Consider the following 22,999-nt stretch of genomic DNA (forward strand, 5'->3'; position numbering starts at 1 on the left):
GCCCACCCGCCGGGCGGCGTATCGAGGTCGACGGCGTACCTCGCAGGGGGTCAGCCGGTCGTCCTGCGGGTGCTCGCCGGCTTGGCCGTCGAGCGGCCCGCGACCAGCCTCGTGCCGGCCGGCTTGCGAGCGGCGGTGAGCCGCTTGTGGGTGCCGGTCGAGGTACTCGTCCTGGCCTCGATGCCGCTCACCGACGACGCCGCGGAGGTCGCCTTCCGAGCCGCCGCCGTAATCTTCTTCGCGGGGGCCTTCTTCGCGGGAGCCTTCTTCGCCGCCGGGCCGGCCTTCTTCGCGGGAGCCTTCTTCACCGCCGCCTTCTTCGCGGGAGCCTTCTTCGCCGCCGGGCCGGCCTTCTTCACCGCGGCAGTGGCCTTCTTTCCGGTGGAGGTGACCTTCCGGGCGGCGGCCGTGGTCCGGGCAGGGGCCTTCTTCGCCGCCGTGGTCTTCGCCGCCGTGGTCTTCTTCGCCGTGGTCTTCTTCGCCGGAGGCTTCGCCGTCGCTGTGGTCTTCCGGGTGGTGGCCTTCTTGGCCGGCGCCTTCTTCCCGGTGGTCTTCGTGGCGGGGGCCTTCTTCGCGGTCGCCCTCTTGGCCGGCGCCTTCTTGGCGGTGGGCTTTGCCGCCTTCGCGGTGGCCTTCGCCGCCGGTGCCTCCTTCATGAGCGCCTTCCGCGTCGCCGACACGACCTTCCGGGTGGCTGCCTTCTTCGCGACCGCCTTCTTCGCCGGCACCCGGCCGGCGCCGGCACCGGAGGCGTTCGGGGACGCCTTCGTGACCGTAGCCGTGCGGGCCGTGGCCGCGCTGGTCTGCTTCGTGCTCCTACCAGTGGTGGCCGGGCGGGTGGTGGCCTGGTGTGCTTCGGCCATCTCGGTTCCCTCCTTGGGGACGTGCCGCCGCCGTCGCGGAGCACGAGTACCTCGACGCGGGCCGTCCCGCGCCGTCTACCTGTCCTCCCCGGCCCAACGGGCGTCCTCGGCGTCCCACACGTCGTTGCGCTCCCGCACCTGTTGCAGGGCGTTCTCCGCGTCGGCGGCTGAGGCGTACGGTCCGAGAACGTGCTTCGCGGGGCACACGTCGGCATCGGTCTCGACCCGGTGGTGTCGCGTGCACCAGTAGTAGTGCCCACCACTGCCGTTGTCGCTCATGCGATCACTGTGCAACGCGAAGCGCCCGGCCGCCACCGGAACGCCGCAAATGCACCGGTGTTCTCCACATTAGACCCGCCCTGGGCCGACTCGGGCCCGAACGAGAAAAGAGCGTCACACCCCCGCACTAGGGTCCCCGCATGGCCCCGCACCGACTCGACCGCGTCACTGCCCGCCGCATCGCGGTCCGCGCCAACTGCTCGACGCGCACCGGCCCACCGACCTGCTGACGATGGTGGAGCGGCTGACTTTCCTCCAGCTCGACCCGACCGCCGCCGTGGCGCCCAACGCCGACCTGGTCGCGTGGACCCGGCTCGGCACCGCATACCAGCCGAGCGATCTGACCCGGGCGCTGGAGGCCAAGCGCGCCCTGTTCGAGCACCGGGCGATGGTGCGGCCGATGGCCGACCTGGGGCTGCACCTCGCCGAGATGGCGGCCTGGCCGGAGGACGCCCGACGCCGGGACTGGCTGGCGGCCAACGACGCGTTCCGCCGGTACGTGCTGGACCTGCTGCGCGACTCCGGCCCACTGCCGAGCCGCGACATACCGGACCGCAGCGTCGTGCCGTGGCCGTCGACCGGCTGGACCAACAACCGCAACGTCACGCAGATGCTGGAGTTCCTCGCCGCATGCGGCGAGATCGCCATCGCCGGTCGCGTCGGGCGGCAGCGGACCTGGGACCTCGCCGAGCGAATCTACCCGCCCGACACGCCGGTCGTACCCGCCGAAGAGGCCCGCCGGATCCGCGCCGAGCGGTGGCTTCGCTCGCTCGGCGTCGCCCGCGCCACGGTGGTCGGCGAGGCCGGCGAGCCGGCCGAGATCGAGGGTACGTCCGGCGCCTGGCGGGTCGACCCGGCCGCGCTGGACGGCGTCCCGTTCGCCGGGCGCACCGCGCTGCTGTCCCCGTTCGACCGGCTCGTGCACGACCGCAAGCGCGCCCTGGAGCTGTTCGACTTCGAGTACCGCCTGGAGATGTACGTGCCGAAGGCGCAGCGGCGCTGGGGCTACTTCGCGCTGCCGGTGCTGCACCACGACCGGCTCGTCGGCAAGGTGGACGCGACGGCCGACCGGAAGGCCGGGATCCTCCGGGTGGACGCGATCCACGAGGACGTCCCGTTCACTCCCGAGGTCACGACGGCCGTGCACGAGGAACTGAGGGTGCTGGCATCCTGGCTGGGCCTGCCCGACGTCGACGCGCGGTCCTGATCGGCCGAGGTCCGGCTGCGGAGCTACCGATCGACCAGGGCGTCCCGCAGACGGCGGTACTCGGCTTCGGTGCCGATCGCGGTTCGGTGTTCGGGGTGCAGGACGTAGTACCGGATGGCGTCGGCGAGGAACTGCGCGTCGATGTTGTCCGTGGGCAGCGTTTCCTTCGCCACCCGGCCCCGGCGTCGCACCAGCTCTGGTCGGGCACACGCGAGGTGCAAGGTCCTCGGCTGATCGGCGGGGCGATGAACCTGCCCCACCGGCAGTGCTTCCCACGGCACCGTCAGGGTGCCCCAGACTTCCCGGACGCGGACGCCCTCGGGCCGTAGTTGGACGCCGAGCCCACGCCATGCCGCGACGACGACCAGGACCGCGAGGACCAGCGTAAGCACAGCAGATGGCAGGAAGCCGAGCGAGCCTCCGAGCCTGAGCGAGCGAAGCTGGTCGGCCGCCGACTCGGCGGCGAGGAGCAGCACGAAGATGGCCAGACAGACCGGTCCCGCTCGGACCGGGCTGTTGAAGGCGGGCACGTCCGGCTGCGCCACGAACCTCGCCGGACGTGGTTGGAGCCAGCTCGCCAGCCCCAGGATCAGCAGCGCCCCGGCCACGGCGAGCACGGACACGAACCGGGGGCCGCCCGACGGCATCAGCGATGCCACGGCAGCGTCCATGGTGGCCGCCACGACGCCGACGGTCAGGACGGTGCGCCGATGGCGAGCCGTTGCGGCGAGGATCGCGGCGATCATGCAGCGACCGTACGGTGCCAGGTCAAGAACCTGGCGACCCAGCTACCCCACCGCTACCCAATACGGCGAGGCCTACGGGAGCGAGTTCCTTCTCCGCTAAGCGCTGATCGTGGCCGGCTGCTGAGCCTCGCGCTTCTGCACGGTCACCAGACCCACGGGCTGAACGAAGATATCGCGGTTGGCGACCGCGTGGCCCTTGTCGTTCAACTGGTATCCCCGCAGCCAGACCCAGCCGTCGTAGGTGACGCACTCGGTCAGAACCTTGATGACCCTGAAGGTCATCGGCTCCACAAAACTGAACTGACGCCTTGCGAGTCACCAGGATGACGTCCCCACCAGGGGAAGGAACCTGGTTCACGGCAACGTGCGCTTCTGCACCAACCACATCCCCAGCGGTCTGTTGCACCACCCGACGAAGCGCTCGGTGATCTCAACAGTGCTCATGCCCTCGATCTCCTGGTGGGCGTCACGCAGATACGAACTCATGTAGTTCACAAGTGCCCGGACGTTGCACTGGCACAGTTCCTTGAGCTGGCGCCTGCGCGTCAGGCACGGCCAGGGCTCACCACAGGCGAGGCAGTTCCAGTCCGGCCTCGACGGGCAGCGGACAAAGAAGCCGCCACCGCCCGGTTCGGCGGACGCATCTGTGCTGGGTTCCATGTGCTTCCGTCCTTCGCTGTCGACAGCGATGCGTACCCGGCCGCCGGAGTGGCCTGGCTCGGCGTGGCCAGCGGTTGACCGGTCCGGTGCCTGCTGCAACTCGGCACGGGGGAACAAGTGAGCAGGCACCGGACTTGTGCCCCTCCTGGTGCGACCCGAGGACGAACACGACACGCAGCTTAATCAACATAGTAGACCTGGTCTAGCCTGCTCGACATAGTTGATGCAGCTTTCTGGAAGTGATCTACTCGGTGTTGCGACCCGAGGAGTTCACATGCCCGCCAAGTACGAGCGGGTGGCCGAGGCCATCCGCGAACAGATCCGGAGCGGCAAGCTCGCCGTAGGAGACAAGCTGCCGTCCACCGCCGAGTTGAAGGCCGAGTACGACGTGTCCTACGGCTCGATCCGTGGAGCGATGCTCGTCCTCAAGACCGAGGGCCTGGTCGAAGGCCGCCAGGGCGAAGGCGTCTATGTCAAGGCCGTACCGGCAGACTGAGCCCAGCCCCGGCCCGACGCGCCGAGGAATTGGTTCTCCCTGCTGGTCGCCTGCACCTACGCGAAGCGCGCCGCACACCCGTTCGCCGACCAACACGCCATCACCGGCGTGGTCGCGCTCCACACCGTCCGACGGGTCGCGGTGCTCACCGACGGAGCACTACAAGGGCTACCAGCCTCCCCGACGGGGCCACGGCTGCCCGACGAGGCGATCCGCCACCAATGGTGGGATGGCAGAGAGAACGGCAAGAGCATCCCCTACCGGAGCAGGTGGGTTGCCCCGACGGGCACTGGCGTGTGTTACCGCACCTCGTTGAAGGTCTCCGGCACGGTCAGCCAGGTAGTGTGGTTAAACGGCCAGAACAGCACGAAGGCCCGCCCGATCACCGAGTCCAGCGGGATCGTGGCTTCCTCGATGTTCTGGCCGTGGCTGTTGTAGTTGGCCAGCGAGTCGCCGGAGGCTTCCCGGTGGTCGCCCATGACCCACAGCCGGCCCTCCGGAACCGTGATGTCGAACTTCTCCGGGGCCATCTTGTTGCCCGGGTACACATACGGCTCGTCCAGCGGGTGGCTGTTGACCTGGATCCGGCCCTGCGGGTCGCAGCAGACCACACGGTCGCCGGGCACCCCAATCACCCGCTTGATGAGGTCATCTCCGTCCGGCAAGCTCGGCCAGCTCTCGGGATTCTTGAAGACGATGATCTCGCCCCGTTCGGGTGCCCGGAAGTCGTAGACGAGCTTGTTGACCAGGACCCGGTCGTCGCGGTCCAAGGTGTGCTCCATCGACCCAGAGGGGATGAAGAAGCTCTGCATCGCGAACTGCCGTACCAGGATCGCCACGACGATGGCCACGGCCAGCAGGATCGACAGCTCGCGCCAGGACGAACCCTTGCTCCTCTTGGTCTGCTCGTCAGCCACGCGCACAAGCTACCCAACGATACTGAATGTTCGTTGATAGGAGATCGAGCACGTTCCAATAGAAACAGGCCAGAGCCTTGATCGCGGCTCTGACCTGGTGGGCGACGGACGAGTCGACCTGTACGCCGGATTCTGTGACCGACGCGCCCGAAGGCACGTCGGCGGCGGCCATCCATCTCGGCCTGCCGTCGCCGGCAGGCTCCAGCGGCCTACCCGCAGACATCGGGCGGGCAGCCCTCAAGCGTCTGCGCGGACCGTCACCTCGCGGCGACGACCCTTTCTTGGCCTTGCTCCGGGTGGGGTTTACCGAGCCATCCCGGTCACCCGGGATGCTGGTGGGCTCTTACCCCACCGTTTCACCCTTACCGTCCCGTATCGGGTCGGCGGTCTGTTTTCTGTGGCACTGTCCCGCGGGTCACCCCGGGTTGCCGTTAGCAACCACCCTGCCCTGTGGAGTCCGGACGTTCCTCGGCGACGGGCCGGAGCCCGTCGACGCGACCGCCCGGTCGACTCGTCCGTCGCGCACTCATTCTAACGATCCCCGCGCCGAGCCCATTTCCGGCCGGGTGTGGCCAGGGTTAGCCTCGGGGCCCATGACCCTTTCCGACGCCGCGCTCCTGGTCGCCGCCGGTCTCGCCGCCGGCACGGTGAACGCGGTGGCCGGGGGCGGTTCCCTCATCACCTTCCCGGCCCTGATCGCGATCGGCCTGCCGCCGGTCCCCGCCAACGTCACCAACTCGGTGTCGGTCTTCCCCGGGTACGTCTCCAGCGTGGCCGGCAGCCGGATGGATCTGCCGCGCGGGCGGCAGTTGTGGAGCCTGCTGCCCACCACCGTGCTCGGCACTGGCGTCGGCTGCCTGCTGCTGCTGGTCACCCCGGCGCGGGCGTTCGAGCTGGTGGTGCCGTTCCTGGTGCTGGGCGCGACCGCCGTACTGGCCTTTCAGGATCCGCTGCGCCGGCTGGTCGGCCACCCGGCCCATTTGAGCCCGCGCCGCCGTACCCTCAGCGTGCAGGTCGTGGTCGCGGTCGGTGCGGTGTACGGGGGTTACTTCGGCGCGGCGCTCGGGGTGATGCTGGTGGCCGGCCTGGCGCTGGTGCTGGACACCACCCTGGCCCGGGTGACCGCCATCAAGAACCTGCTCTCGGCGGTGGAGGGGCTGACCACGCTCGTGGTGTTCGCGCTCTTCGGGCCGGTCGACTGGGCGGCCGCCGTGGTGGTCGCCCCGGCCACGCTGGCCGGCGGCTACCTGGGTGCCCGGCTGGTGCGACAACTGCCGTCCGTGGTGCTGAAGACGCTGATCGTGGCGTTCGGTACGGCCGTCGGGCTCTACCTGCTGTACCGAGCCGTCCAGTGAGGGAATGATTGACGCAAGTCCGACAGTTCCAATTTGGCCGAATATCGGCATCCGCCCCGAAATCGTGCCACGCTCTGCGCCGTGATCGAAGCAGTCGACAGCAGGCCGCATGGCAGGCCGCAGAGCGCGCCGCCCAGCGATCTGAAATCTGCAGACCGGGTGCGGCACCTGGACGGCATCCGCGGCATCGCCATTCTCGCGGTCTGCGCCGTGCACTGGCTCGGGCCCCGGCTGCCCGCCTTCGAGGGCGGCTACGTCGGGGTGGACCTCTTCTTCGTCCTCAGTGGCTTCATCATCACCACGCTGTTGGTCCGGCGGCAGACGCCGTACCGCCGGTTCGTCCGCGCCCGCGTGCGGCGGCTCTACCCGCCGTTGCTCGGCGTGCTGGTCGGCACGATCCTGCTCGCCTGGCTCTGGCCGGGCAGCGCCCTGTTCCCCGGCCGGACGACCGAGCAGGGCCTGGTGGCCGCCGCGCAGGCGTCGTCGTTGTGGATGTCGGTGACGGGCGCCCAGATCGGCCCGTTCTCGATGACCTGGTCACTCGCGGTGGAGTGGTATTTCTATCTGCTCTGGCCGCTGGCCGTGCTGCGGCTGCGCGCCCTCGCCCCCGCGGTGGCGGCCCGACGAGTGCTGCTGGCCGCCGGCGCCCTCTACCTGGGCGCGCTCGTCCAGCCGGCCTGGTGGTTCTACTACGGCCCGACGGCCCGCTTTGGCGAGTTGCTGGTCGGCGCGGCCGTCGCCTTCCACCTGTCCCGGCCACGGTCGTCGGCGGACCCGATCGCCGACGGCCGACGGCCGGCCGGTGCCCCGGCGGTGGACGGTGGGGCCACCCGTCCCAGGGGCGGCTGGCCCGCCAACGGTCCGACCGTGGCCGCCGCGCTGGCCTTCGTGGCGCTGTGGACCGTCGCCGGGACCGACCCGTACCACCTGGCGTACCGGTTGGTCGCGGCCCCGCTGACGACCGCCTGCGCGGTCACCCTCATCATGGCCGGTTACCGGGTGCGGGGGCCGCGGGCGGGCGGGCGTCGCGAGTGGCACCCCGTGGGCCTGCTCTCGTGGCGGCCACTGGTCGCCACCGGGCGGGTCAGTTACAGCCTCTACCTCTGGCACGCCGTACCGCTCGCGCTGCTCAGCGCCAACTGGTGGGGGCTGCCCGTACCGCTGGTCGGGGTCGTCGGGATCGCGCTCGCCGCCACCGGCACCCTGCTCAGTTACCGCCTGCTGGAACAGCCGTTCTGGCGCGCGCGAGGCGGCGAGCTGGCCGGGCGGCCCGCGCCCGCGACGACGGTCGCGGCGGCGGGCTGACCCAAGGGGTACGCGGGGCGTCAGTAAGCCTCGCCGACCGGCTCCTCCGGGGCGTGCTCCGCGCTGCGGGCGGCCCGGTTCCACCTCGACCAGAGCACCCGCTCGCCGTAGCCGGCGGCCATCAGGTGCGCGAAGGCGAGGTAGATCAGCACACCGACGGCGAGCACCCCGAAGCCGACCCAGAACGGCACCGCCAGCCCGTGTTCGGCGAGCTTGCCGGAGATGATCGGGGCCGGCGCGGCGGCACCCCAGCGGACCAGGTTGAACGCACCGGTGGCGACCCGCCGGTCGGCGGAGCCGAGGCCGAGCGCCAGGTCGGTGAGGTTGGCGTTGGCCAGACCCATGAACAGGCCGGCGAGCACCAGCACCACCAGCGACATGGCGGTGCCGGTCGAGGTGGCGAAGAGCACCATGCAGACCAGGAGGCCGGCGATGGCGACACCGACGGTCTGGACGGCGCCGATCCGGTGGGCCAGCCGGTGGCCGATCAGCAGGATGCCGGCGGCCAGGCCGAGGCCCCAGCCGGTGAAGGCCAGACCCAGCGGGATCACGTCGAGGTGCAGGTAGAGCGGGGTGTAGCCGAGCACCACGAAGAAGACGAAGTTGTACGCGGCGGTGACCACGCAGAGGGTGATGAACGCCGGCCTGCGGTAGGTCGAGAAGATCGAGCCGACTTTCACCGGCGGCAGCTTGGTGGCGGGCTCGCGGAGCTTGCGCGACGCCACAGCCAGGGCGAGCACCATGAAGACGCCGCAGACGAAGAACGGCAGCCGCCAGCTCAACTCGCCGAGCAGGCCGCCGATCAGCGGGCCGACGGCGAAGCCGAGGCCGAGCGCGGTCTCGAAGAGGCCGACCACCCACTCCCGGTCGTTGGCGAGGTTGACCAGCACCACCATCGCGGTGGCGAAGAACATCGCGTTGCCCAGACCCCATACGCCACGGAGCACGGAGAGCTGCACGATGTTGTCGCTGAACGACGCGAGGATCGCGGCCAGGCCGACTACCGCGACACCGGCGATCAGCACCGGTTTGAAGCCGAACCTCCCGCTGGCGAGGGTCGCCGGGATCATGCCGACCGCCATCACCGCGATGTACGCGGTGAACAGCAGCTCGACCTGCCAGGCGGTCACCCCGATCGCCTCGCCGATGGCGGGCAGGATCGGGTCCACGACGGCGATGCCGGCGATGGCGAGGAACGCCACCAGCGTGGTGGCGTAGATGGCACTGCGGTTGGGTTCGGATCGCCGATCCACCACTCCGCCTCCCAGATAGCTGTATCTTACAGTTAATTCTGCTGTATCATACAACCATGACGGACGACCGCACAGAGGGAACAGCTCCGGACGTGGCCACGCTCGGCCGGATCGAGACCGAGATCGCGCTGCTGATGCGGCTGGGCGAGGCGACCCGCCGGGCCAGCGGCACCGCCGAGCACCGGGTGCTGGACCGGGCGGCATACGTGATCCTGCGCTACCTGGACACCGCCGGCCCGCAGAACGTCTCCGGGCTGGCCGCGCGACTGAACCTGGACGGCTCCACCGTCACCCGGCAGGTCACCGCCATGCAGCGGGACGGCCTGATCACCCGTACGCCGGACCCGGCCGACGGGCGCGGCACGGTGGTCTCCCCCACCCAGGCGGGGCTGCAGCGGATGGCCGCCGTCCAGGCGGCCCGCACCCGGCTCTACGGCGACATCCTCGCCGCATGGTCCCCCGACGATCGGGACACCCTCGCCGATCTGCTGCACCGGCTCAACGAGGCCCTCGACGCACGCAACCGCCACCGCTGACACCAACGCGAGGCGTTAACAGGGGGACCCTCCTTTCACAGGTGGGCGGTGTCGTTGACCGAGCGGACCGCGACGCCGCCGTCCGGGTAGAGGTCGATCACCGAGACGCCCGCGGTGTCCAGGTAGAGCCGGTGCAGGAAGGCGTCACCGGCGGCGAGGGCGTCGCGCAGCACCAGCTTGATCGGCGAGACGTGGGAGACCACCACGACGGTCTCCCCCGGGTACGCGCCACGCAGCCGCTCCACCGCCCGGCCGGTGCGCTCGGCGACGGCGGTGAACGACTCGCCCTCCGGTGGGGCGACCCGGGTCGAGGCGAGCCAGGCGTCCAACTCCCCCGGCCAGCCCTCCCGCACCTCGGCGAAGGTCCGGCCCTCCCAGACCCCAAAGTCGCACTCGATCAGATCGTCGTCGGGGCGGACCGGCGGGTTGCCCACGGCGGTGGCGATCGCCTCGGCGGTCGCCGTACACCGGGACAGGGGTGAGCTGACCACGGCGGCGACGACCGGCGCGAGGGCGGCGACCCGGGCGGCCGTCGCCCGGGCCTGGGCCCGGCCCCGGTCGGTCAGCGGCACGTCGCCGCGGCCCGAGTAGCGCTTCTGCACGGTCCGTTCGGTTTCGCCGTGCCGGACCAGGATCAGCCGGGTAGCGGTCTCGGTGGGGCGCGGCTCCCAGGAGGCCGGCGTGGTGGCCGGGTCGGTGCCGGTGGCCCGGCCGGTGGCGGCGCGGGCCGGCGCTCGGCCCGCCGCGGCGTCCATCGCCGCGTTGGCCAGGGCGTCCGCGTGCCGGTTGCGCTCCCGCGGAATCCAACTGAACCGTACGCTGGCGAACCGCCCGACCAGGCCGGCGGCCTGCGCGGCGAGCGGCCGCAGCCCCGGATGCTTGATCTGCCAGCGGCCGCACATCTGCTCGACCACCAGCTTGGAGTCCATCCGCGCCTCGACCTCGGCCGCGCCCAGCTCGGCGGCGGCCTCCAGCCCAGCGATCAGGCCCCGATATTCGGCGACGTTGTTGGTGGCCGTGCCGATCGCCTCGGATCGTTCGGCCAACACCTCGCCGGTGTCCGGATCGCGAACCACCGCGCCGTAGCCGGCCGGCCCAGGGTTGCCCCGCGACCCGCCGTCGGCCTCGACCACGACCGCGCGCACCGCCACGACGCTTACAGCCCCGACTCGCTGCTGCGGACCAGGATCCGTCGGCACTCCTCGCAGCGCACCACGTCGTCCGGCGCGGCCTTGCGGATCCGGGCCAGGTCGGCCCCGGACAGCTCCAGCCGGCAGCCGCCGCAGCGGACGCCGGTGAGCAGCGCCGCGCCGAGCCCGGAGTCCTCGCGGATCCGGTCGTAGAGGGTGACCAGGTCGGCCGGGAGGTCGTTGGCGAGCGGCTGGCGGGCACCCCGCTTGAACTCCTCCTCCTTGGCGATCTCGGCCAGGCTCTCGTCGCGGCGCTGCTCGACGGCGGCCCGCCGGTCCCGGGCCTCGCCGAGGCGGCGCTCGACGCCGTCGAGCACACCCTGGGCGGTCTCCCGCTGCTCCATCAGCTCCAGCTCGGCGTCCTCCAGATCGCTCTGCCGGCGGTTGAGCGAGGCCAGCTCGTGCTGGAGCGCCTCCAACTCCCGGGCCGGGCCGGTGCCGGCGGCCAGCCGCGCCTCGTCCTTGCTCTTGCGGGCGCGAACCTGGTCGACGTCCTTCTCCAGCCGGGCGATGTCCCGGTCCAGGTCGTCGACGGCCACCTGGGCGCGGACCCGCTCGTCCTCCAGCGCGGAGAGCTCCCGCGCGAGCGCCTCCAGCTCGACTCGCTCGGGCAGCGACCGGCGGCGGTGGGCGAGCTGGGCGAGGGCGGTGTCGATCGCCTGCAGGTCGAGCAGACGGCGCTGCACCTTCGGGTCAGCCTTCACGGTCGGGGCTCCTTGTCGGGGGATCGGGGTGCGGCGGCGTGCACGGTCCACGGGTCGGTGTCCAGGTCGGACACGATGGTCTCGACGCCCAGCCTGTCCCGCAGGTGGGCGGCCAGGTCGTCCAGCCAGGGTCGTTCGGTCGCCCAGTGGGCGGCGTCCAGCAGAGCCGGGCCACCGGCGGCGAGATGCTCACCAGCGGGGTGGTGACGCAGGTCGGCGGTGAGGAACGCGTCCGCCCCGGCGGCGGTCGCCTCGGCGAGGAAGCTGTCCCCCGAGCCGCCGCTGACCGCGAGAGTATGAACCATACGCCCGGGATCCCCGGCGGCGCGCACTCCCCACGTGGTGGCCGGCAGCACCGCGGCGGCGTGCCGGGTCAACTCGGCGAGGGTCATCGGCGTGGGCAGCTCGCCGACCCGGCCGATGCCCCGCCCGGGTCCGTCGGCCGGCGACCCGGGCCGTGGCCGGTGCAGCGGGCGTAGCCCGGTCAGCCCGAAGCGGGCCGCGAGGGCGTCGGAGACGCCCGGGTCGGCCACGTCGGCGTTGGTGTGGGCCACGTACAACGCGACGTCCGACTTGATCAGCCGGTGGACGATTCGCCCCTTGTACGTGGTGGCGGCGACCGAAGACACCCCGCGCAGCAGCAGCGGGTGGTGCGCGACGATCATGTCGGCCCCGGCGGTGAGCGCCTCGTCGACCGTCTCGGGCACCACGTCGACCACGCAGGCGATCCGGCGTACCGGGTTGGTGGGCTCGCCGAGCACCAGGCCAACCCGGTCCCACTCCTCGGCCCAAGCGGGCGGGTAACGGCCGTCCAACGCGGCCACCACGTCGGCGACCGTGCTCGGGGATCCGGTTGTGCTCACGGCGGGCCAGCTTACCGGCGTCGGGCGGCGCTCACGGCCATGGCTGTTAAGAGGGGCCCCCTGTACTACAGAATGCGTTAACAAGGGGCCCCTGCTTGCACCTCAGCCGACCGGGGCGGCCGGGCGCGGCGTGCCGCGCAACGCGGCGAGGCCGACCGCCCAGGGGAAGGCGTCCAGGTGCCGCTCGCCGGTGCCGGGCGGATGCAGCGGTACGACCTGGTCGCCGAACACGACGCGTACCCCCCACTCACGCAACCGGGCCAGGCTGGCCCGGAACGCCGGGTGCGCGGCCATGGCCGAGTTGGTGTACGGGACGGCCGCGATCGGCACGCCGAGCCCCTGCGCCTCGACCAGCAGCCCCAGCGCGAGCGTGTCGGCGATGCCGGCCGCCCACTTGTTGACCGTGTTGACCGTCGCCGGGCAGACCAGCATCGCATCCGCTGACGGCAGCACGTCCAGGTCGCCCGGGTTCTTGTAGTGGGTGCGTACCGGGTGACCGGTCTGCCGGGCCAGCGCCGCCCGGTCGACGAACTTCGCGCCGTCCGGCGTGGTGACCACGCAGACGTCCCAGCCGTCCTGCTTGGCGAGGTCGACCAGCCGACCGACGCGACGGGCCAGCGGCGAACCGCAGGCGACGACGTAGAGCACTCGACCGTGCCCGTTACTGAGGTGCGGACCACTCATCCGACCGGCACTCCGCTCATGCCGGCACTCCGTTGCGTTCGCTCATACTCCGACTCCCATGTGCTCAGCCAACTCCGCGATCGGCGGAGGCGGCGCACCCCGTGTGCGACGGAGCACGTCCGACATCACCTCGTGGGCGATCGGCCGGCAGCGGATCTCGGACGGAGCGAGCCGGTCGCCGCGCAGCAGCATGTCTCCCGCGTTCGCGACGTCGCCGATCTGCGCGTAGCCGCGGGCGATGTCCAGCAGGTGGTGCGCGCGCCGTTCGGGCAGCAGAGCGTTGAACGCGGCTTCGGTGATCTCGTGGTGGATCTCCACCGCCCGGCCGCCGTCGCCCAACTCCACCGCCGCCGCGGCGCGGTGCAGCAACAGATTGGTCGGGCCGAACGAGGTCCAGTAGTGGTTGTGGTCCCCACCGACCAGAGCGGCCGCCTCCTGGGCGCCGGTGATCAGGTCGTTCACGGTGGCGGAGTCGCCGATCCGGGCGGCGGCCATCGCCCCCTGGAGCAGCAGCATGCCGTAGACGGAGAGCCGGTCGGGGGTGGCCTCGTTGCCACCGCCAGGGGCGAGCCGGTTGGCGATGTTCACGTTGAGTTCGAGCGCGGGGCGGGCCCGGCCCATCGCGACCAGCGCGTTGCAGACCCGGGTGGTGGCGATGCCGGCCAGCAACTGGTCGTCGGCCCGCTGGGCGACCGCCATCGAGCGGTCGGCGGCCAGCCAGGCCAGGTCGCCCTCGCCCAGCTTGCGCAACACTGACGAGGCGATCTGATAGACCTGCCCCAGCAGGTGGGCCGCTTCCAGGGCCTCTTCGCCGCCGTGACCGGCGTCGGCGGCCTGGGCGTCGCGCAGCAGCTTCGGCAGCGCGCGGGTGAGCACGCCGTAGCGGCCGTACTGGTAGGTGAGCCAGGCGTGGTTGACCGCCTTGCGCATGTCGCCCAGCGGCGGCGGGTAGGGCCGCGCGTCGAAGTACGCACTCATCGAGTCGTACCGCTCCAGCGCGGCTCGGATCTCCTCGACCTCGACCTGGTCGATGCAGTTGAGGGCGTCGGTACGCCGCTCCGGGTCCTTGCCGAGCAGCAGTTGCACGTCGACCTGGAGAATGTCGGCGATCTCGTAGAGGACGGAGAACTTGTCCAGCCGCCGTACCCCGCGCTCGACCTTGTCGACCCAGCTCTTGGACTTGCCGAGCCGGTCGGCGAAGACCTGCTGGGACATCTTGCGCCGGCTGCGCCAGTACGCCACCCGGCGGCCTATGGGCAGTTCGTCCATCTCGCCATCCCTCCCCAACGCCACATCCGGCTGACCTCCAGGTGGAGCATCGCAACGACCCTTCGGTCGCACGATCCCCCTGGTCGCACAGTCTGTACGTCAGCCGTACGGCCAGGCCTCATAGGTTTCGTGCAAGTTGCATCAACCGTTCGTCAGGTCAACGAGCACGGGTTACGGCAGTGACGGCGTTCGACATGCGACGTGGACAGCGTCCGGCCGGGTGAGAGGGGATGGCGCTGATGTGGGGGAATGTCGCACCGCGCGTGGCTCGCCTGTCGCCACTGGAACGCGTCCGGCTGCGCCGGGTCGCCGTCCGCTACGCCGCCCACGGCTGGGCGGTGACGCCGGGGGCCTGCCTGGCCAATCGCCGCTTCGTCTGCGGCCGGGCCGGCTGTCCGACGGTCGGCTGCCATCCGGCCCTGGAGGACTGGGAACGCGCGGCGAGCGCCGATCCGGCGCGGGTGGCCACCTGGTGGCGCAACCGACCACACGGGGTGCTGCTGCCCACCGGGCGCTCCTTCGACGTGCTGGAGGTCGCCGCCCACCTCGGCCGGCACGTGCTGGACGCGGTGGCCGCCCACCCGGCCGGTTTCGGGGTGCGCGGGCCGGTCCTGGTCACCCCGACCGGCCGCTGGATGTTCCTGGTCCGCCCCGGCGACCCTCTCCGGCCGGAGTTGGAGAGCTGCTTCCACGTGGTCCGGCACGGTCCCGGCTCGTGGATCCCGGCACCGCCGACCCGGCTGCCCGAGGGAACGGTGCACTGGGCGGTCGCCCCCGAGCAGGCCCGCTGGCAGCTGCCCGACTCGTACCTCGTGCAGAACGCGCTGATCGAGGCGTTGCGGGCGGTTGGGGTCACGCTCACCTCGGAGCTGCTTCCCGGTCAGCTTCCCCTGCCCCGCCGCGGCTGCTGACCGACGTCTGACAGCGTCCTCCCCGGCCCCGGGCTCGTTGAACCGGGCGACGGCGCGTCCGCGCCAGAGCGGGGGTTGATCATGTCCACGGACGATGCGGCCCGGCACACCGGCGGCACCGAACCATTCCGGCACCACCGCCGCCCACGCCGGTGGGCCGGCACCCGGCCCTGGGGCACCCGCCCCGGCCGTCCCCGCCCCACCGGTTCCCGCCCCAACACCACCTACCGCCCCCTCCGCTGACCGCCCCGATCGCGCGCCGATCATGAGGTTGGCGGCGCGACACGCCGCTGCGGCCGCTGCCAACCTCATGATCACCGGGACAGAGCCGGGGCGGGGGTCAGTCGGCCAGGGGGAGGGTGCGGGAGTGGAGGAGGCGGGCGTCATCGGTGACCACGGCGTGCCGATGGTCGGGGAGTTGGTCCAGCCAGGTGATGCCGGCGCGGCCCATCGCGACGGCGGCGGTGGCGTACGCGTCGGCCACGCCGAGGTCCGTGCCGACCACGGTGACCGAGCGCAGACCCTGGGCCGGGGCACCCCGACGCGGGTCGACCACGTGGTGGCCGCGCTCGTACACCCCGGAGGTGGCGATCGCCAGGTCGGTGCCGGCCAGCACCAGGCAGGTGGCCATGGCGTCCCACGGGTGCCGCACGCCGATCCGCCACTTTTCGCCGGTGGCCGACCGGCCGCGTACCCGGACGTCACCGCCGGCGTTCAGGCAGTGATTGGCGGCCCCGGCCTCGACCAGCCGGTCCGAGGCGACCTGCGCCGACCAGCCCTTGACATAGCCGGACGGGTCCAGCCGTCCGGTGGCGTACACGTCGAAGAAGCCGTCCGTCTCCCGCCACAGGTCGGCGCAGCGGTCCAGCACCGCCCGCAGGTCGGCCGAGGCCTCGGCGAGCCGCAGCTCGCCCCGGTCGAACCGGCACAGCTCGCTGTCGTCCCGGTACGTGCTGAACCGGCCGTCGACCTCGCGGAGCCAGCCGAAGGTCTGCTCGGCCAGTTCGTGCAGCGTCGCGGCGGGCAGGTCGTCGGCCAGGTCGAGACTGATCGCCGTACCCATGATGTGTTCGACCCGGCGCAGGCCGGGCCGGGCGCCCTCGGTGGCCATCCCGGTCAGGCCCGGTCGAGCGCGGCCTGCAGCGACTGCCGGTACGCGTCGCTGGTGTAGGTGGCCCCGGAGACGGTGTTCAGGTTGGCGCCCTGCCGGGCGACCACCTCGCCGGAGGTGCCGCTGTAGCGCGCCTGCACGTCGTCGCTGCGCCGGCCGGACTGCCCGCCCTGCGGCATGCCGAGGGCGGTGGCGTCGACGATCCGGGTGCCGTTGAGGGTGATCCGCACCTGGAGCGAGCCGTACTTGTAGCTGACCACCGGCCCGGTGACCGTACGGGTGGCGGGCTTCGGCGCGCCGGTGCTGGGCTTCGGCGCGGCCGTGGTCGGCTTGGCGGTGCTGCCGGGCGTTGCGCCCGGGGTCCCGGCGGTGGCCTTCGCGCCCGGTTTCGCCGAGGCGCTCCCGGTCGGGGCGGTTCCGCGTGGATGGGCGGAGGCATCCGGCGCGGCCGGGGTGGGGCCGGGCGTCGACGGAGCGCCGGTGGCGACGGGTGCCTCGGCGACGGGCCGGTCCGGGACGACCTGGCTGGCGCCCGGCGAGCCCTTGAGCACCACCAGCACGGTGGTGCCGGCGGCCAGGCCGGTGATCGCGAGCAGCGCGCGACGCATGGGCGGAAGACCTTTCTACAGCTCGAAGGTGGCGAGATGGATCTGCCGTCGGGGGACCCCGGCCCGGCGCAGCACCCGGACGGCTTCGTCAACCAGGCCGCCCGGCCCGCAAAGGTAGACGTCGCGGCGGGTCAGGTCGGGCACCAGCCGGCGCAGCCCCTCCGGGTTCATCACCTGGCGCGGCCCGGGGTCGTCGCGGGAGCCGATCACGTACCACACGGAGGTGAGCCGGGCCCGGGCCAGCCAGTCCAGTTCCCGGTGCAGGAGCACGTCGGCCCGGGTCCGGGCGCGGTAGATGAGAGCGGCACCGGGCGGCAGCTCCTCCAGCATCGCCCGCAGCGGAGCGATGCCACTGCCCCCGGCGATCAACAGCGCCCGCTCCCGGGTCCGGTGCGCGGCGGTGAACGTGCCGGAGGGGCCCACCGCCCAGACCCGAGTGCCCGGGACCAGGTCCCGCAGCTCGGCGGTGTGCGCGCCGACCACCTTGACGGTGAGCCGCAGCCAGTGGTTGTTGCCCGCCGCGGAGACCGAGAACGGGTGCGACTGCCACCAGCAGCCGGGGTTGAGGAAGCGCCAGCGGAAGTACTGCCCGGCGAGCAGGTCGATCTGGTTGAGCCGGTGGCCGGTCAGGTAGATCGAGATGGTGTCCGGGCTCTCCGCCACCACGTCGGTGACCCGTAGCCGGTGGCGCAGGTTGAAGGCCAACGGGGCGATCACCCGGCCCCAGACCAGCGCGGCCACGACCAGCAGGTACGCGGCGACCCAGCCGGTGCGTACCGGGCCGGGCTCGTAGAGCTGCGCGCCGTTGCTGAACTGGTGCCCGTAGCCGAGCAGCAGCGCCAGGTAGCTGACCAGGTGCAGGTGGTACCAGAGCTCGTAGGGCAGCCGCCGGCGAACCGCCCGGACGGCGGTGACGCCGACCGCCACCATGATCCCGGCGGCCACGAACGCGGAGACCATGTCCTCGTAGTCGCTGAGCAGGGAGCCGACCTCGCCCACGATCGACCTGCGCTCCAGGCCGGCGTAGCCGACCACGAGCAGGGCGAGATGCGCGAGGACCGCCACGAGCAGGGTGGCGCCGAGATCCCGGTGCACCCGGGAGAGGCGCTCGCCGCCGACCCAGCGTTCCAACGCGCCGAGCCGGCTCATCATCAGCACCTGCACGAGCAGCAGGTAGCCGGCGACCAGGCCGGTGATCCGGCCGGCGGCGGTGAGCAGCTCGGTGGTGTCGGTCAGGGAGCCGGCCGGGGTGGCCAGCCACCAGGGCAGCACCGCCGCGACCACGCCGAGCCAGAACAGCGCGGCCAGGGCCCGCCGGCCGCCGGGCCCCCGGCGCGGCAGCCCCGGGTACGGGGCAGCCGGACGGCCGCCGTACGGGGGTGGCGTCCCGGCCCGGCGGCCAACGGAGTAGGTGTCCTGGAATGTCACGGGCACAGCTTCATCGGGGTAAATTCCTGTCGATCAGCGCCATTCAATTGGAAAGGGATTCGCGAGTCTACGCGCGCCGACAAACCAGTTGAAGGTTTCGACCCCTCCGCGCTGTCTCCGACGTTCTGGACTCAAGCAAATTTAAGGCGCAGATAAGCCCTGCCTGAGGTGCGCGACCCGAAAGCGCATTGCCTCGCGGCGTTGCCCGATTCGATCGAAAGAAGCGGTAGCGGCAGCGCGTGACCCGCCGCCGTTTCGGGTAAGCCGCCGAACCGCTGAAGCCGTGAGGGGAGCACCGCCATGCTCAGCAAAGAGGATCAGCGCAGGTTCGAACAGATCACCCGCCAACTGCGGGAGAGCGACCCGCAGTTCTTCGCCCGCCTCGAGGACCGGGCCCGGGCCCGGCGAGGCCGGTACCTGATGCTGTTGACGATCGTGCTGTGGGCCTCGCTGCCGGCGATGACCGTACTGGCCGGACGGCTGGCCGGCGCGATCTGCGCCTTGGTGCTGCTGGCCAATGCCGGGTTCATGTGGCGCTTCCGGCGGCGCTGGCTATGACGACGGGTCCGCGTCCGTCGTCGGCCCACGGCCGAACTCCCGGTACGCCCGGCGTAGCCGCTCGACGAGGCCGGGGCCGCCGATCGCCGCCCCGGGCGGGGCGAGCTGACGCAGCAGCAGCTCCGGCCCGGTCGCCAGGGTGGGTGGCCGGTCGGGCAACGGCACCGGTGGCAGCCAGAACCGGTCCACCGCGTCGGCCAGCGGCGCCGGCGGCAGCCCGCCGAGCACCCGGGCCGCGCCGGCGACCGGGAGCGCACCGGCTGCGGACCGGTCGTCCGGCCCACCCGTCGTCGCCGTCCGGTCGGTCGGCGCCTCGGTCGGGGTGGCGCCGCGCAACGTACGCAACCGTGCGAGCAGCTCGGCCCGGCTTCGACCGCGCCAGTGCAGGAGCTGGAACGGGTCGGCGTCGAACGCCTCGGCGAGCAGGTAGAAGCTGGCCGCCAGGTGTTTGCACGGGACCGCGAAGTCGGGGCAGCCGCAGCGCTGCGTCAGCTCGACCACGTCGGCCGGGAAGAGCGGCGCGCCCGCCGCGGCGAACACCTCCTCCAGTTCGGCCGGCAGGTCACCGGCGAGCAGCCGGGCGCTGAAGAACGCCTGCCCGGCCAGGTCCGCCTCGATCCGCTGCCACACCTCGTCCGGGTAGGCCGCCAACCCGATCCGCACGGGGTACGGCTTGGGCCGGGAGCCCTGCACGCTGGCGGTGACCAGCCCGGGGGCGACGTCGAGCCGGAGCACCTGACCCCGGCGCGCGTACGCCTTGCCCCGGGTGAGCCGGGTGCCGAGCGCGAAGGACTCCAGCACCTCCAGGAACCGCCGCGACCACCAGGAGCGCCCGATCGCGCCCCGGGTGCTGCGCGCCCGCAGGCCGCCCTCGACCCGGCGCGGCGGCCCGAACTCGGCGAACCGCGAACGATCGTCCGAGGTGGTCACTCCACCACCGCCCCGGGCTCCAGCGCGAACAACCCCCGCAGCGTCTCGGTGGAGAGTTCGGTGACCCACTGCTCGCCGCTGCCCACCACCCGCTGCGCCAGGCTGCGCTTCTCCGCGATCATCGCGGCCACCTTCTCCTCCACCGTGCCGGCGCAGACGAACTTGCGTACCTGCACGCGGCGGCGCTGGCCGATGCGGAACGCCCGGTCGGTGGCCTGGTCCTCGACCGCCGGATTCCACCAACGGTCCACATGCACCACATGGTTCGCCGCGGTCAGGGTCAGCCCGGTGCCGCCGGCCTTGAGCGACAGCACGAACAGCGGAGGCCCGTCCGGGGCCTGGAAGCGGGTCACCATGGCGTCCCGATCGGCCTTGCCGACCCCGCCGTGCAGGTAGAGCACCTCCCGGCCGGTACGGGCGGACAGGTGCCCGCGCAGCATCCCGCCGAACTCCGCGTACTGGGTGAACAGCAGGGCCTTCTCCCCCGCCGCGAGGACCTCGTCGACGATCTCCTCGAGCCGTTCCAGCTTGCCGGAACGGCCGGGCAGGGCGGAGCCGTCGTGCAGCAGCTGCGCCGGATGGTTGCAGACCTGCTTGAGCCGGGTCATGGTGGCCAGCACCAGCCCGCGGCGTTCCATCCCGTCGCTGGATTCGATCTTCGCCATCATGTCGTCGACCACCGCCCGATAGAGCGCGGCCTGCTCGGCGGTGAGGTTGCAGAGCACCTCCATCTCCAGCTTCTCCGGCAGATCGGAGATGATCGACGCGTCCGTCTTGAGCCGGCGCAACACGAACGGGCCGGTGATCCGGCGCAGCCGCTCGGCCACCTCGGCGTCCCCGTGCCGCTCGATCGGCTCGGCGAACCTCTTCCGGAACGTGGCGGCCGGACCGAGCAGGCCGGGGTTGGCGAACTGCATGATCGACCAGAGGTCGGCGAGGCGGTTCTCCACCGGCGTACCGGTGACCGCGACCCGGTGCCGCGCGGGCAGCGAGCGGACCGCCTCGGCCTGCCGGGTGGCGGCGTTCTTGATGGCCTGCGCCTCGTCGACCACCACCCGGTGCCAGTCGATCCCGGCCAGGTCGACCGCGTCCCGAGCGGCCACCGAGTAGGTGGTGACGACCAGGTCCGCCGCGTGCACGGCCGCGGCGAACTCCGCGCCCCGGGCCCGCTCGGCACCATGATGCACGTGTACGCGCAGCTCCGGCGCGAACTTCGCCGCCTCCCGCTGCCAGTTGCCGACCAGCGACATCGGACAGACCAGCAGGGTGGGCCCGGCCTCCGGCGGGTCCCCGGCGAGCAGGGAGAGCAGCTGCACGGTCTTGCCCAGCCCCATGTCATCGGCGAGGATCCCGCCCAGCCCGAGCGACTGGAGGAACGCCAGCCAGGCCAGCCCACGCCGCTGGTACGGCCGCAGCGTCCCGGCGAAGCCGGGCGGCGGGTCGGCCGGGGTGAGCCGCCGCTCCGCCGCCCCGGCCAGCAGCTCGCCCAGCGCGCCGTCGGCGGTCACCTCCAGCACCGGCAGCTCGTCGGGGCGGTCGGCGTCGGCCAGACCCATCCGGAGCAGGTCGGCCACGGTCAGCTCCCCGGCCGAGCGGAGCAGCCGCAGCCCGGCGGCGAGCCGCTGCGGGTCCAGCTCGACCCAGCGCCCCCGCAACCGGACCAGCGGGGACTTCAGCTCGGCCAGCGAGGCCAGCTCCTCGGCGGTCAACGGCTGGTCGCCGAGGGCCACCTCCCAGCGGTAGTCCACCAGGGCGTCCAGCCCGAGCGCGCTGGTCGCGGCGACCGCGCCCGGGGCGGTGCGGCTGCGCGCCCGCAGCCGGGCGCCGAGCCGGGACGAGGGCCGTCGCCACCAGGACGGCAGGAGCACCCCGAACCCGGCCGCGTGCAGGACCGGCGCGCCCTCGCGGAGGAACCGGTGGGCCGCGTCCGCGTCCAGGTCCGTCCCTTCGGGCGTGGCGGTCCGCAACGCGTCCTCCAGCTCCGGCCAGAGCCGGCTGGCCCGGCCCAGCTCGGCCAGCAGCGTCTCCTGCGGGTCGACGCCACGCCCGGCCAGCGCGGGTGCCGACCCCTGCCAGACATCCGCCGCGTCGACCACCAGGCCCGGCTCGTCGGTCGGTTGCAGACCGAACTCGACCCGCCAGGAACCCCCCTCGACCAGCTCGGCCACCGGGTCGGCGTCCGGCTCGACCAGCCGGAAGGCGGCCCGTACCGCGCCGCCGGCGGCGTCCCGCTGCCAGGCGTCCAACTCAGCGCGGAGGGTGTCCAGGGCGGCTGGCTCGGTGGTGAAGGCGCGCTCCGGCCCGGTGAGCGCGGCCAGCCAGCGGGGCACCGGCCCGCCGGGCCGCATGCCACGGTGCAGCGAGGTGTCGGCCAGGACGGCCCGCGCGGCCGCGTCGGTCAGCGCGTCCAACGCTTCGGCGACCAGTTCCCCCGGCTCGGCGGCGGCCGCCGTGGCTCGGGTCACGGCGGCGCGGGCGGCCCGGGTGATCTGCCAGTCGACGGCGGCGCGGGCGGCCGGGGGCAGGGCGAGGGCCAGCGAGCGCGCCCAACCCGCGTCCGTGCCGGTGAGCAGGGGCCGCCAGACCGCCCGCGCGGTCGCCACGTCCGACTCGTGGGTCGGGTCGGTCACGCCGGGCAGGACCCGGCCGCGGGCGACCAGGTCGGCCGTGAAGTCGGCCAGCTCGGCCAGGTGGCGCAGGCTCGCCCCGGCCACGGCACCGGTCGACTCCAGTGCCCGAAGCAGGGCGAACGCGGCGTCCGGGGCGTACGCGAGGGCGGGGACGCGCCAGCCGGCGAGGGTGACCGGACCGCGGACCGGTTCCTCGACGGCGGTCCGGACCAGCTCCGGCGAGTCGAGCGGTGAGCCGGCCCGGGTGGGCAGGCTGAGCAGCACGGACGCCGGTTCGGCGGCCGGGTCGCCGAGGGTGGCCGCGAGGGTGGCGTGGTCGGCGGCGAACGGATGCGGACGCTCGCGTGGGGCACGGCCGGGGCGGCGGGGGGCGCGGGGCGGCCGGGTGGTGTCCTCGGCCCAGACGGCGAGCCCGGAGCCGGGCAGCCACAGCCCGTGGATGACCAGCACGACTCCCCCTCGACGACGCCCGGGCCAGGATAGGCGGCCCCGGGCG

Annotated in this window: 24 protein-coding genes, 1 other RNA gene and 1 pseudogene; 8 read left to right on the forward strand and 18 right to left on the reverse strand. The window is 72.5% G+C overall.

The genetic code is table 11. The annotated features are described in order from the left end of the window. Nucleotides 1-50: 50 nt before the first annotated feature. Together ABZ671_RS11290 and ABZ671_RS11295 are read right to left on the reverse strand one after the other, a co-directional pair. Nucleotides 51-863 (reverse strand): histone, encoded by an 813-nt coding sequence (locus ABZ671_RS11290; protein ID WP_357854991.1) that lies wholly within the window; start codon nucleotides 861-863, stop codon nucleotides 51-53. 75 nt (nucleotides 864-938) lie between these two features. Then, complete coding sequence (locus ABZ671_RS11295; RefSeq protein ID WP_357854994.1) at nucleotides 939-1,142, reverse strand: hypothetical protein; 204 nt, start codon at nucleotides 1,140-1,142, stop codon at nucleotides 939-941. Between the two features lie 232 nt (nucleotides 1,143-1,374). On the opposite strand from ABZ671_RS11295, the gene ABZ671_RS11300 reads away from it, so the two are divergent. After that, complete coding sequence (locus ABZ671_RS11300) at nucleotides 1,375-2,349, forward strand: crosslink repair DNA glycosylase YcaQ family protein (RefSeq protein WP_357854997.1); 975 nt, start codon at nucleotides 1,375-1,377, stop codon at nucleotides 2,347-2,349. A 23-nt stretch (nucleotides 2,350-2,372) separates the two neighbouring features. Here the strand turns inward: ABZ671_RS11300 and ABZ671_RS11305 are convergent, their stop codons facing one another. The 3 genes and pseudogenes from ABZ671_RS11305 to ABZ671_RS11315 form a co-directional block, all read right to left on the reverse strand. Continuing rightward, a complete protein-coding gene (locus ABZ671_RS11305; RefSeq protein WP_357854999.1) occupies nucleotides 2,373-3,095 on the reverse strand; it encodes a hypothetical protein in 723 nt (240 codons plus the stop codon). 96 nt (nucleotides 3,096-3,191) lie between these two features. After that, a pseudogene (locus ABZ671_RS11310) lies at nucleotides 3,192-3,453 on the reverse strand (hypothetical protein). Next, nucleotides 3,450-3,755 (reverse strand): hypothetical protein, encoded by a 306-nt coding sequence (locus tag ABZ671_RS11315; protein ID WP_357855002.1) that lies wholly within the window; start codon nucleotides 3,753-3,755, stop codon nucleotides 3,450-3,452. The pseudogene ABZ671_RS11310 and the gene ABZ671_RS11315 overlap by 4 nt, the downstream one beginning before the upstream one ends. A 274-nt stretch (nucleotides 3,756-4,029) precedes the next feature. Here ABZ671_RS11315 and ABZ671_RS11320 point away from each other — a divergent pair, with 274 nt between their 5' ends. Continuing rightward, on the forward strand, nucleotides 4,030-4,251 hold the full coding sequence (locus ABZ671_RS11320) for a winged helix-turn-helix domain-containing protein (protein ID WP_357855004.1): 222 nt from the start codon (nucleotides 4,030-4,032) through the stop codon (nucleotides 4,249-4,251). A 299-nt stretch (nucleotides 4,252-4,550) separates the two neighbouring features. On the opposite strand, the gene lepB is transcribed toward ABZ671_RS11320, so the two are convergent. Beyond that, a complete protein-coding gene (gene lepB / locus ABZ671_RS11325) occupies nucleotides 4,551-5,168 on the reverse strand; it encodes a signal peptidase I (protein WP_357855007.1) in 618 nt (205 codons plus the stop codon). Between the two features lie 105 nt (nucleotides 5,169-5,273). Continuing rightward, an RNA gene (gene rnpB / locus ABZ671_RS11330) (RNase P RNA component class A) lies at nucleotides 5,274-5,682 on the reverse strand. Nucleotides 5,683-5,761: 79 nt separating this feature from the next. Between rnpB and ABZ671_RS11335 the strand changes: the two genes are divergently transcribed. Continuing rightward, a complete protein-coding gene (locus ABZ671_RS11335; protein WP_357855010.1) occupies nucleotides 5,762-6,523 on the forward strand; it encodes a sulfite exporter TauE/SafE family protein in 762 nt (253 codons plus the stop codon). An 81-nt stretch (nucleotides 6,524-6,604) separates the two neighbouring features. After that, nucleotides 6,605-7,828: an acyltransferase gene (locus ABZ671_RS11340; protein WP_357855012.1), complete on the forward strand. Its 1,224-nt coding sequence runs from the start codon at nucleotides 6,605-6,607 to the stop codon at nucleotides 7,826-7,828. 20 nt (nucleotides 7,829-7,848) lie between these two features. Here ABZ671_RS11340 and ABZ671_RS11345 read toward each other — a convergent pair whose 3' ends face one another. Next, complete coding sequence (locus tag ABZ671_RS11345) at nucleotides 7,849-9,081, reverse strand: MFS transporter (protein WP_357855015.1); 1,233 nt, start codon at nucleotides 9,079-9,081, stop codon at nucleotides 7,849-7,851. Between the two features lie 56 nt (nucleotides 9,082-9,137). On the opposite strand from ABZ671_RS11345, the gene ABZ671_RS11350 reads away from it, so the two are divergent. Then, nucleotides 9,138-9,617 (forward strand): MarR family transcriptional regulator, encoded by a 480-nt coding sequence (locus ABZ671_RS11350; RefSeq protein WP_357855018.1) that lies wholly within the window; start codon nucleotides 9,138-9,140, stop codon nucleotides 9,615-9,617. Between the two features lie 35 nt (nucleotides 9,618-9,652). Here ABZ671_RS11350 and ABZ671_RS11355 read toward each other — a convergent pair whose 3' ends face one another. The 5 genes from ABZ671_RS11355 to ABZ671_RS11375 all read right to left on the reverse strand — a co-directional run bounded on the left by ABZ671_RS11355 (nucleotide 9,653) and on the right by ABZ671_RS11375 (nucleotide 14,327). Continuing rightward, on the reverse strand, nucleotides 9,653-10,768 hold the full coding sequence (locus tag ABZ671_RS11355; protein ID WP_357855021.1) for a bifunctional RNase H/acid phosphatase: 1,116 nt from the start codon (nucleotides 10,766-10,768) through the stop codon (nucleotides 9,653-9,655). Between the two features lie 5 nt (nucleotides 10,769-10,773). Beyond that, nucleotides 10,774-11,511: a C4-type zinc ribbon domain-containing protein gene (locus ABZ671_RS11360; RefSeq protein ID WP_357855024.1), complete on the reverse strand. Its 738-nt coding sequence runs from the start codon at nucleotides 11,509-11,511 to the stop codon at nucleotides 10,774-10,776. After that, nucleotides 11,508-12,338, reverse strand: a complete 831-nt coding sequence (locus ABZ671_RS11365; RefSeq protein WP_357855306.1) for a Nif3-like dinuclear metal center hexameric protein — start codon at nucleotides 12,336-12,338, stop codon at nucleotides 11,508-11,510. The genes ABZ671_RS11360 and ABZ671_RS11365 overlap by 4 nt, the downstream gene beginning before the upstream one ends. A 138-nt stretch (nucleotides 12,339-12,476) precedes the next feature. Continuing rightward, nucleotides 12,477-13,058, reverse strand: coding sequence for a flavoprotein (locus tag ABZ671_RS11370; protein WP_357855027.1), 582 nt, complete (start codon nucleotides 13,056-13,058; stop codon nucleotides 12,477-12,479). Nucleotides 13,059-13,100: 42 nt separating this feature from the next. Further along, complete coding sequence (locus tag ABZ671_RS11375; RefSeq protein ID WP_357855030.1) at nucleotides 13,101-14,327, reverse strand: helix-turn-helix domain-containing protein; 1,227 nt, start codon at nucleotides 14,325-14,327, stop codon at nucleotides 13,101-13,103. A gap of 239 nt (nucleotides 14,328-14,566) precedes the next feature. Here ABZ671_RS11375 and ABZ671_RS11380 point away from each other — a divergent pair, with 239 nt between their 5' ends. Both ABZ671_RS11380 and ABZ671_RS11385 read left to right on the forward strand, forming a co-directional pair. Then, on the forward strand, nucleotides 14,567-15,238 hold the full coding sequence (locus tag ABZ671_RS11380; RefSeq protein WP_357855309.1) for a bifunctional DNA primase/polymerase: 672 nt from the start codon (nucleotides 14,567-14,569) through the stop codon (nucleotides 15,236-15,238). A gap of 81 nt (nucleotides 15,239-15,319) precedes the next feature. Then, a complete protein-coding gene (locus ABZ671_RS11385) occupies nucleotides 15,320-15,481 on the forward strand; it encodes a hypothetical protein (RefSeq protein ID WP_357855033.1) in 162 nt (53 codons plus the stop codon). A gap of 97 nt (nucleotides 15,482-15,578) precedes the next feature. Here ABZ671_RS11385 and ABZ671_RS11390 read toward each other — a convergent pair whose 3' ends face one another. The 3 genes from ABZ671_RS11390 to ABZ671_RS11400 are packed head-to-tail and all read right to left on the reverse strand — an operon-like array spanning nucleotide 15,579 to nucleotide 18,385. Further along, on the reverse strand, nucleotides 15,579-16,301 hold the full coding sequence (locus ABZ671_RS11390) for an FAD:protein FMN transferase (RefSeq protein WP_357855312.1): 723 nt from the start codon (nucleotides 16,299-16,301) through the stop codon (nucleotides 15,579-15,581). A gap of 53 nt (nucleotides 16,302-16,354) precedes the next feature. Then, on the reverse strand, nucleotides 16,355-16,957 hold the full coding sequence (locus ABZ671_RS11395) for an FMN-binding protein (RefSeq protein ID WP_357855036.1): 603 nt from the start codon (nucleotides 16,955-16,957) through the stop codon (nucleotides 16,355-16,357). 15 nt (nucleotides 16,958-16,972) lie between these two features. After that, entirely contained in the window at nucleotides 16,973-18,385 is a 1,413-nt protein-coding gene (locus tag ABZ671_RS11400) for a ferric reductase-like transmembrane domain-containing protein (protein ID WP_357855039.1), read from the reverse strand. A gap of 300 nt (nucleotides 18,386-18,685) precedes the next feature. Between ABZ671_RS11400 and ABZ671_RS11405 the strand changes: the two genes are divergently transcribed. Continuing rightward, a complete protein-coding gene (locus tag ABZ671_RS11405) occupies nucleotides 18,686-18,943 on the forward strand; it encodes a DUF3040 domain-containing protein (RefSeq protein ID WP_357855042.1) in 258 nt (85 codons plus the stop codon). On the opposite strand, the gene ABZ671_RS11410 is transcribed toward ABZ671_RS11405, so the two are convergent. After that, a complete protein-coding gene (locus tag ABZ671_RS11410; protein ID WP_357855045.1) occupies nucleotides 18,938-19,873 on the reverse strand; it encodes an SWIM zinc finger family protein in 936 nt (311 codons plus the stop codon). The genes ABZ671_RS11405 and ABZ671_RS11410 overlap by 6 nt on opposite strands. Further along, nucleotides 19,870-22,953: a DEAD/DEAH box helicase gene (locus ABZ671_RS11415; RefSeq protein WP_357855048.1), complete on the reverse strand. Its 3,084-nt coding sequence runs from the start codon at nucleotides 22,951-22,953 to the stop codon at nucleotides 19,870-19,872. The genes ABZ671_RS11410 and ABZ671_RS11415 overlap by 4 nt, the downstream gene beginning before the upstream one ends. Between the last annotated feature and the right edge of the window lie 46 nt (nucleotides 22,954-22,999).

The sequence above is a fragment of the Micromonospora sp. NPDC006766 genome (assembly GCF_040636055.1).
GTDB lineage: Bacteria > Actinomycetota > Actinomycetes > Mycobacteriales > Micromonosporaceae > Micromonospora.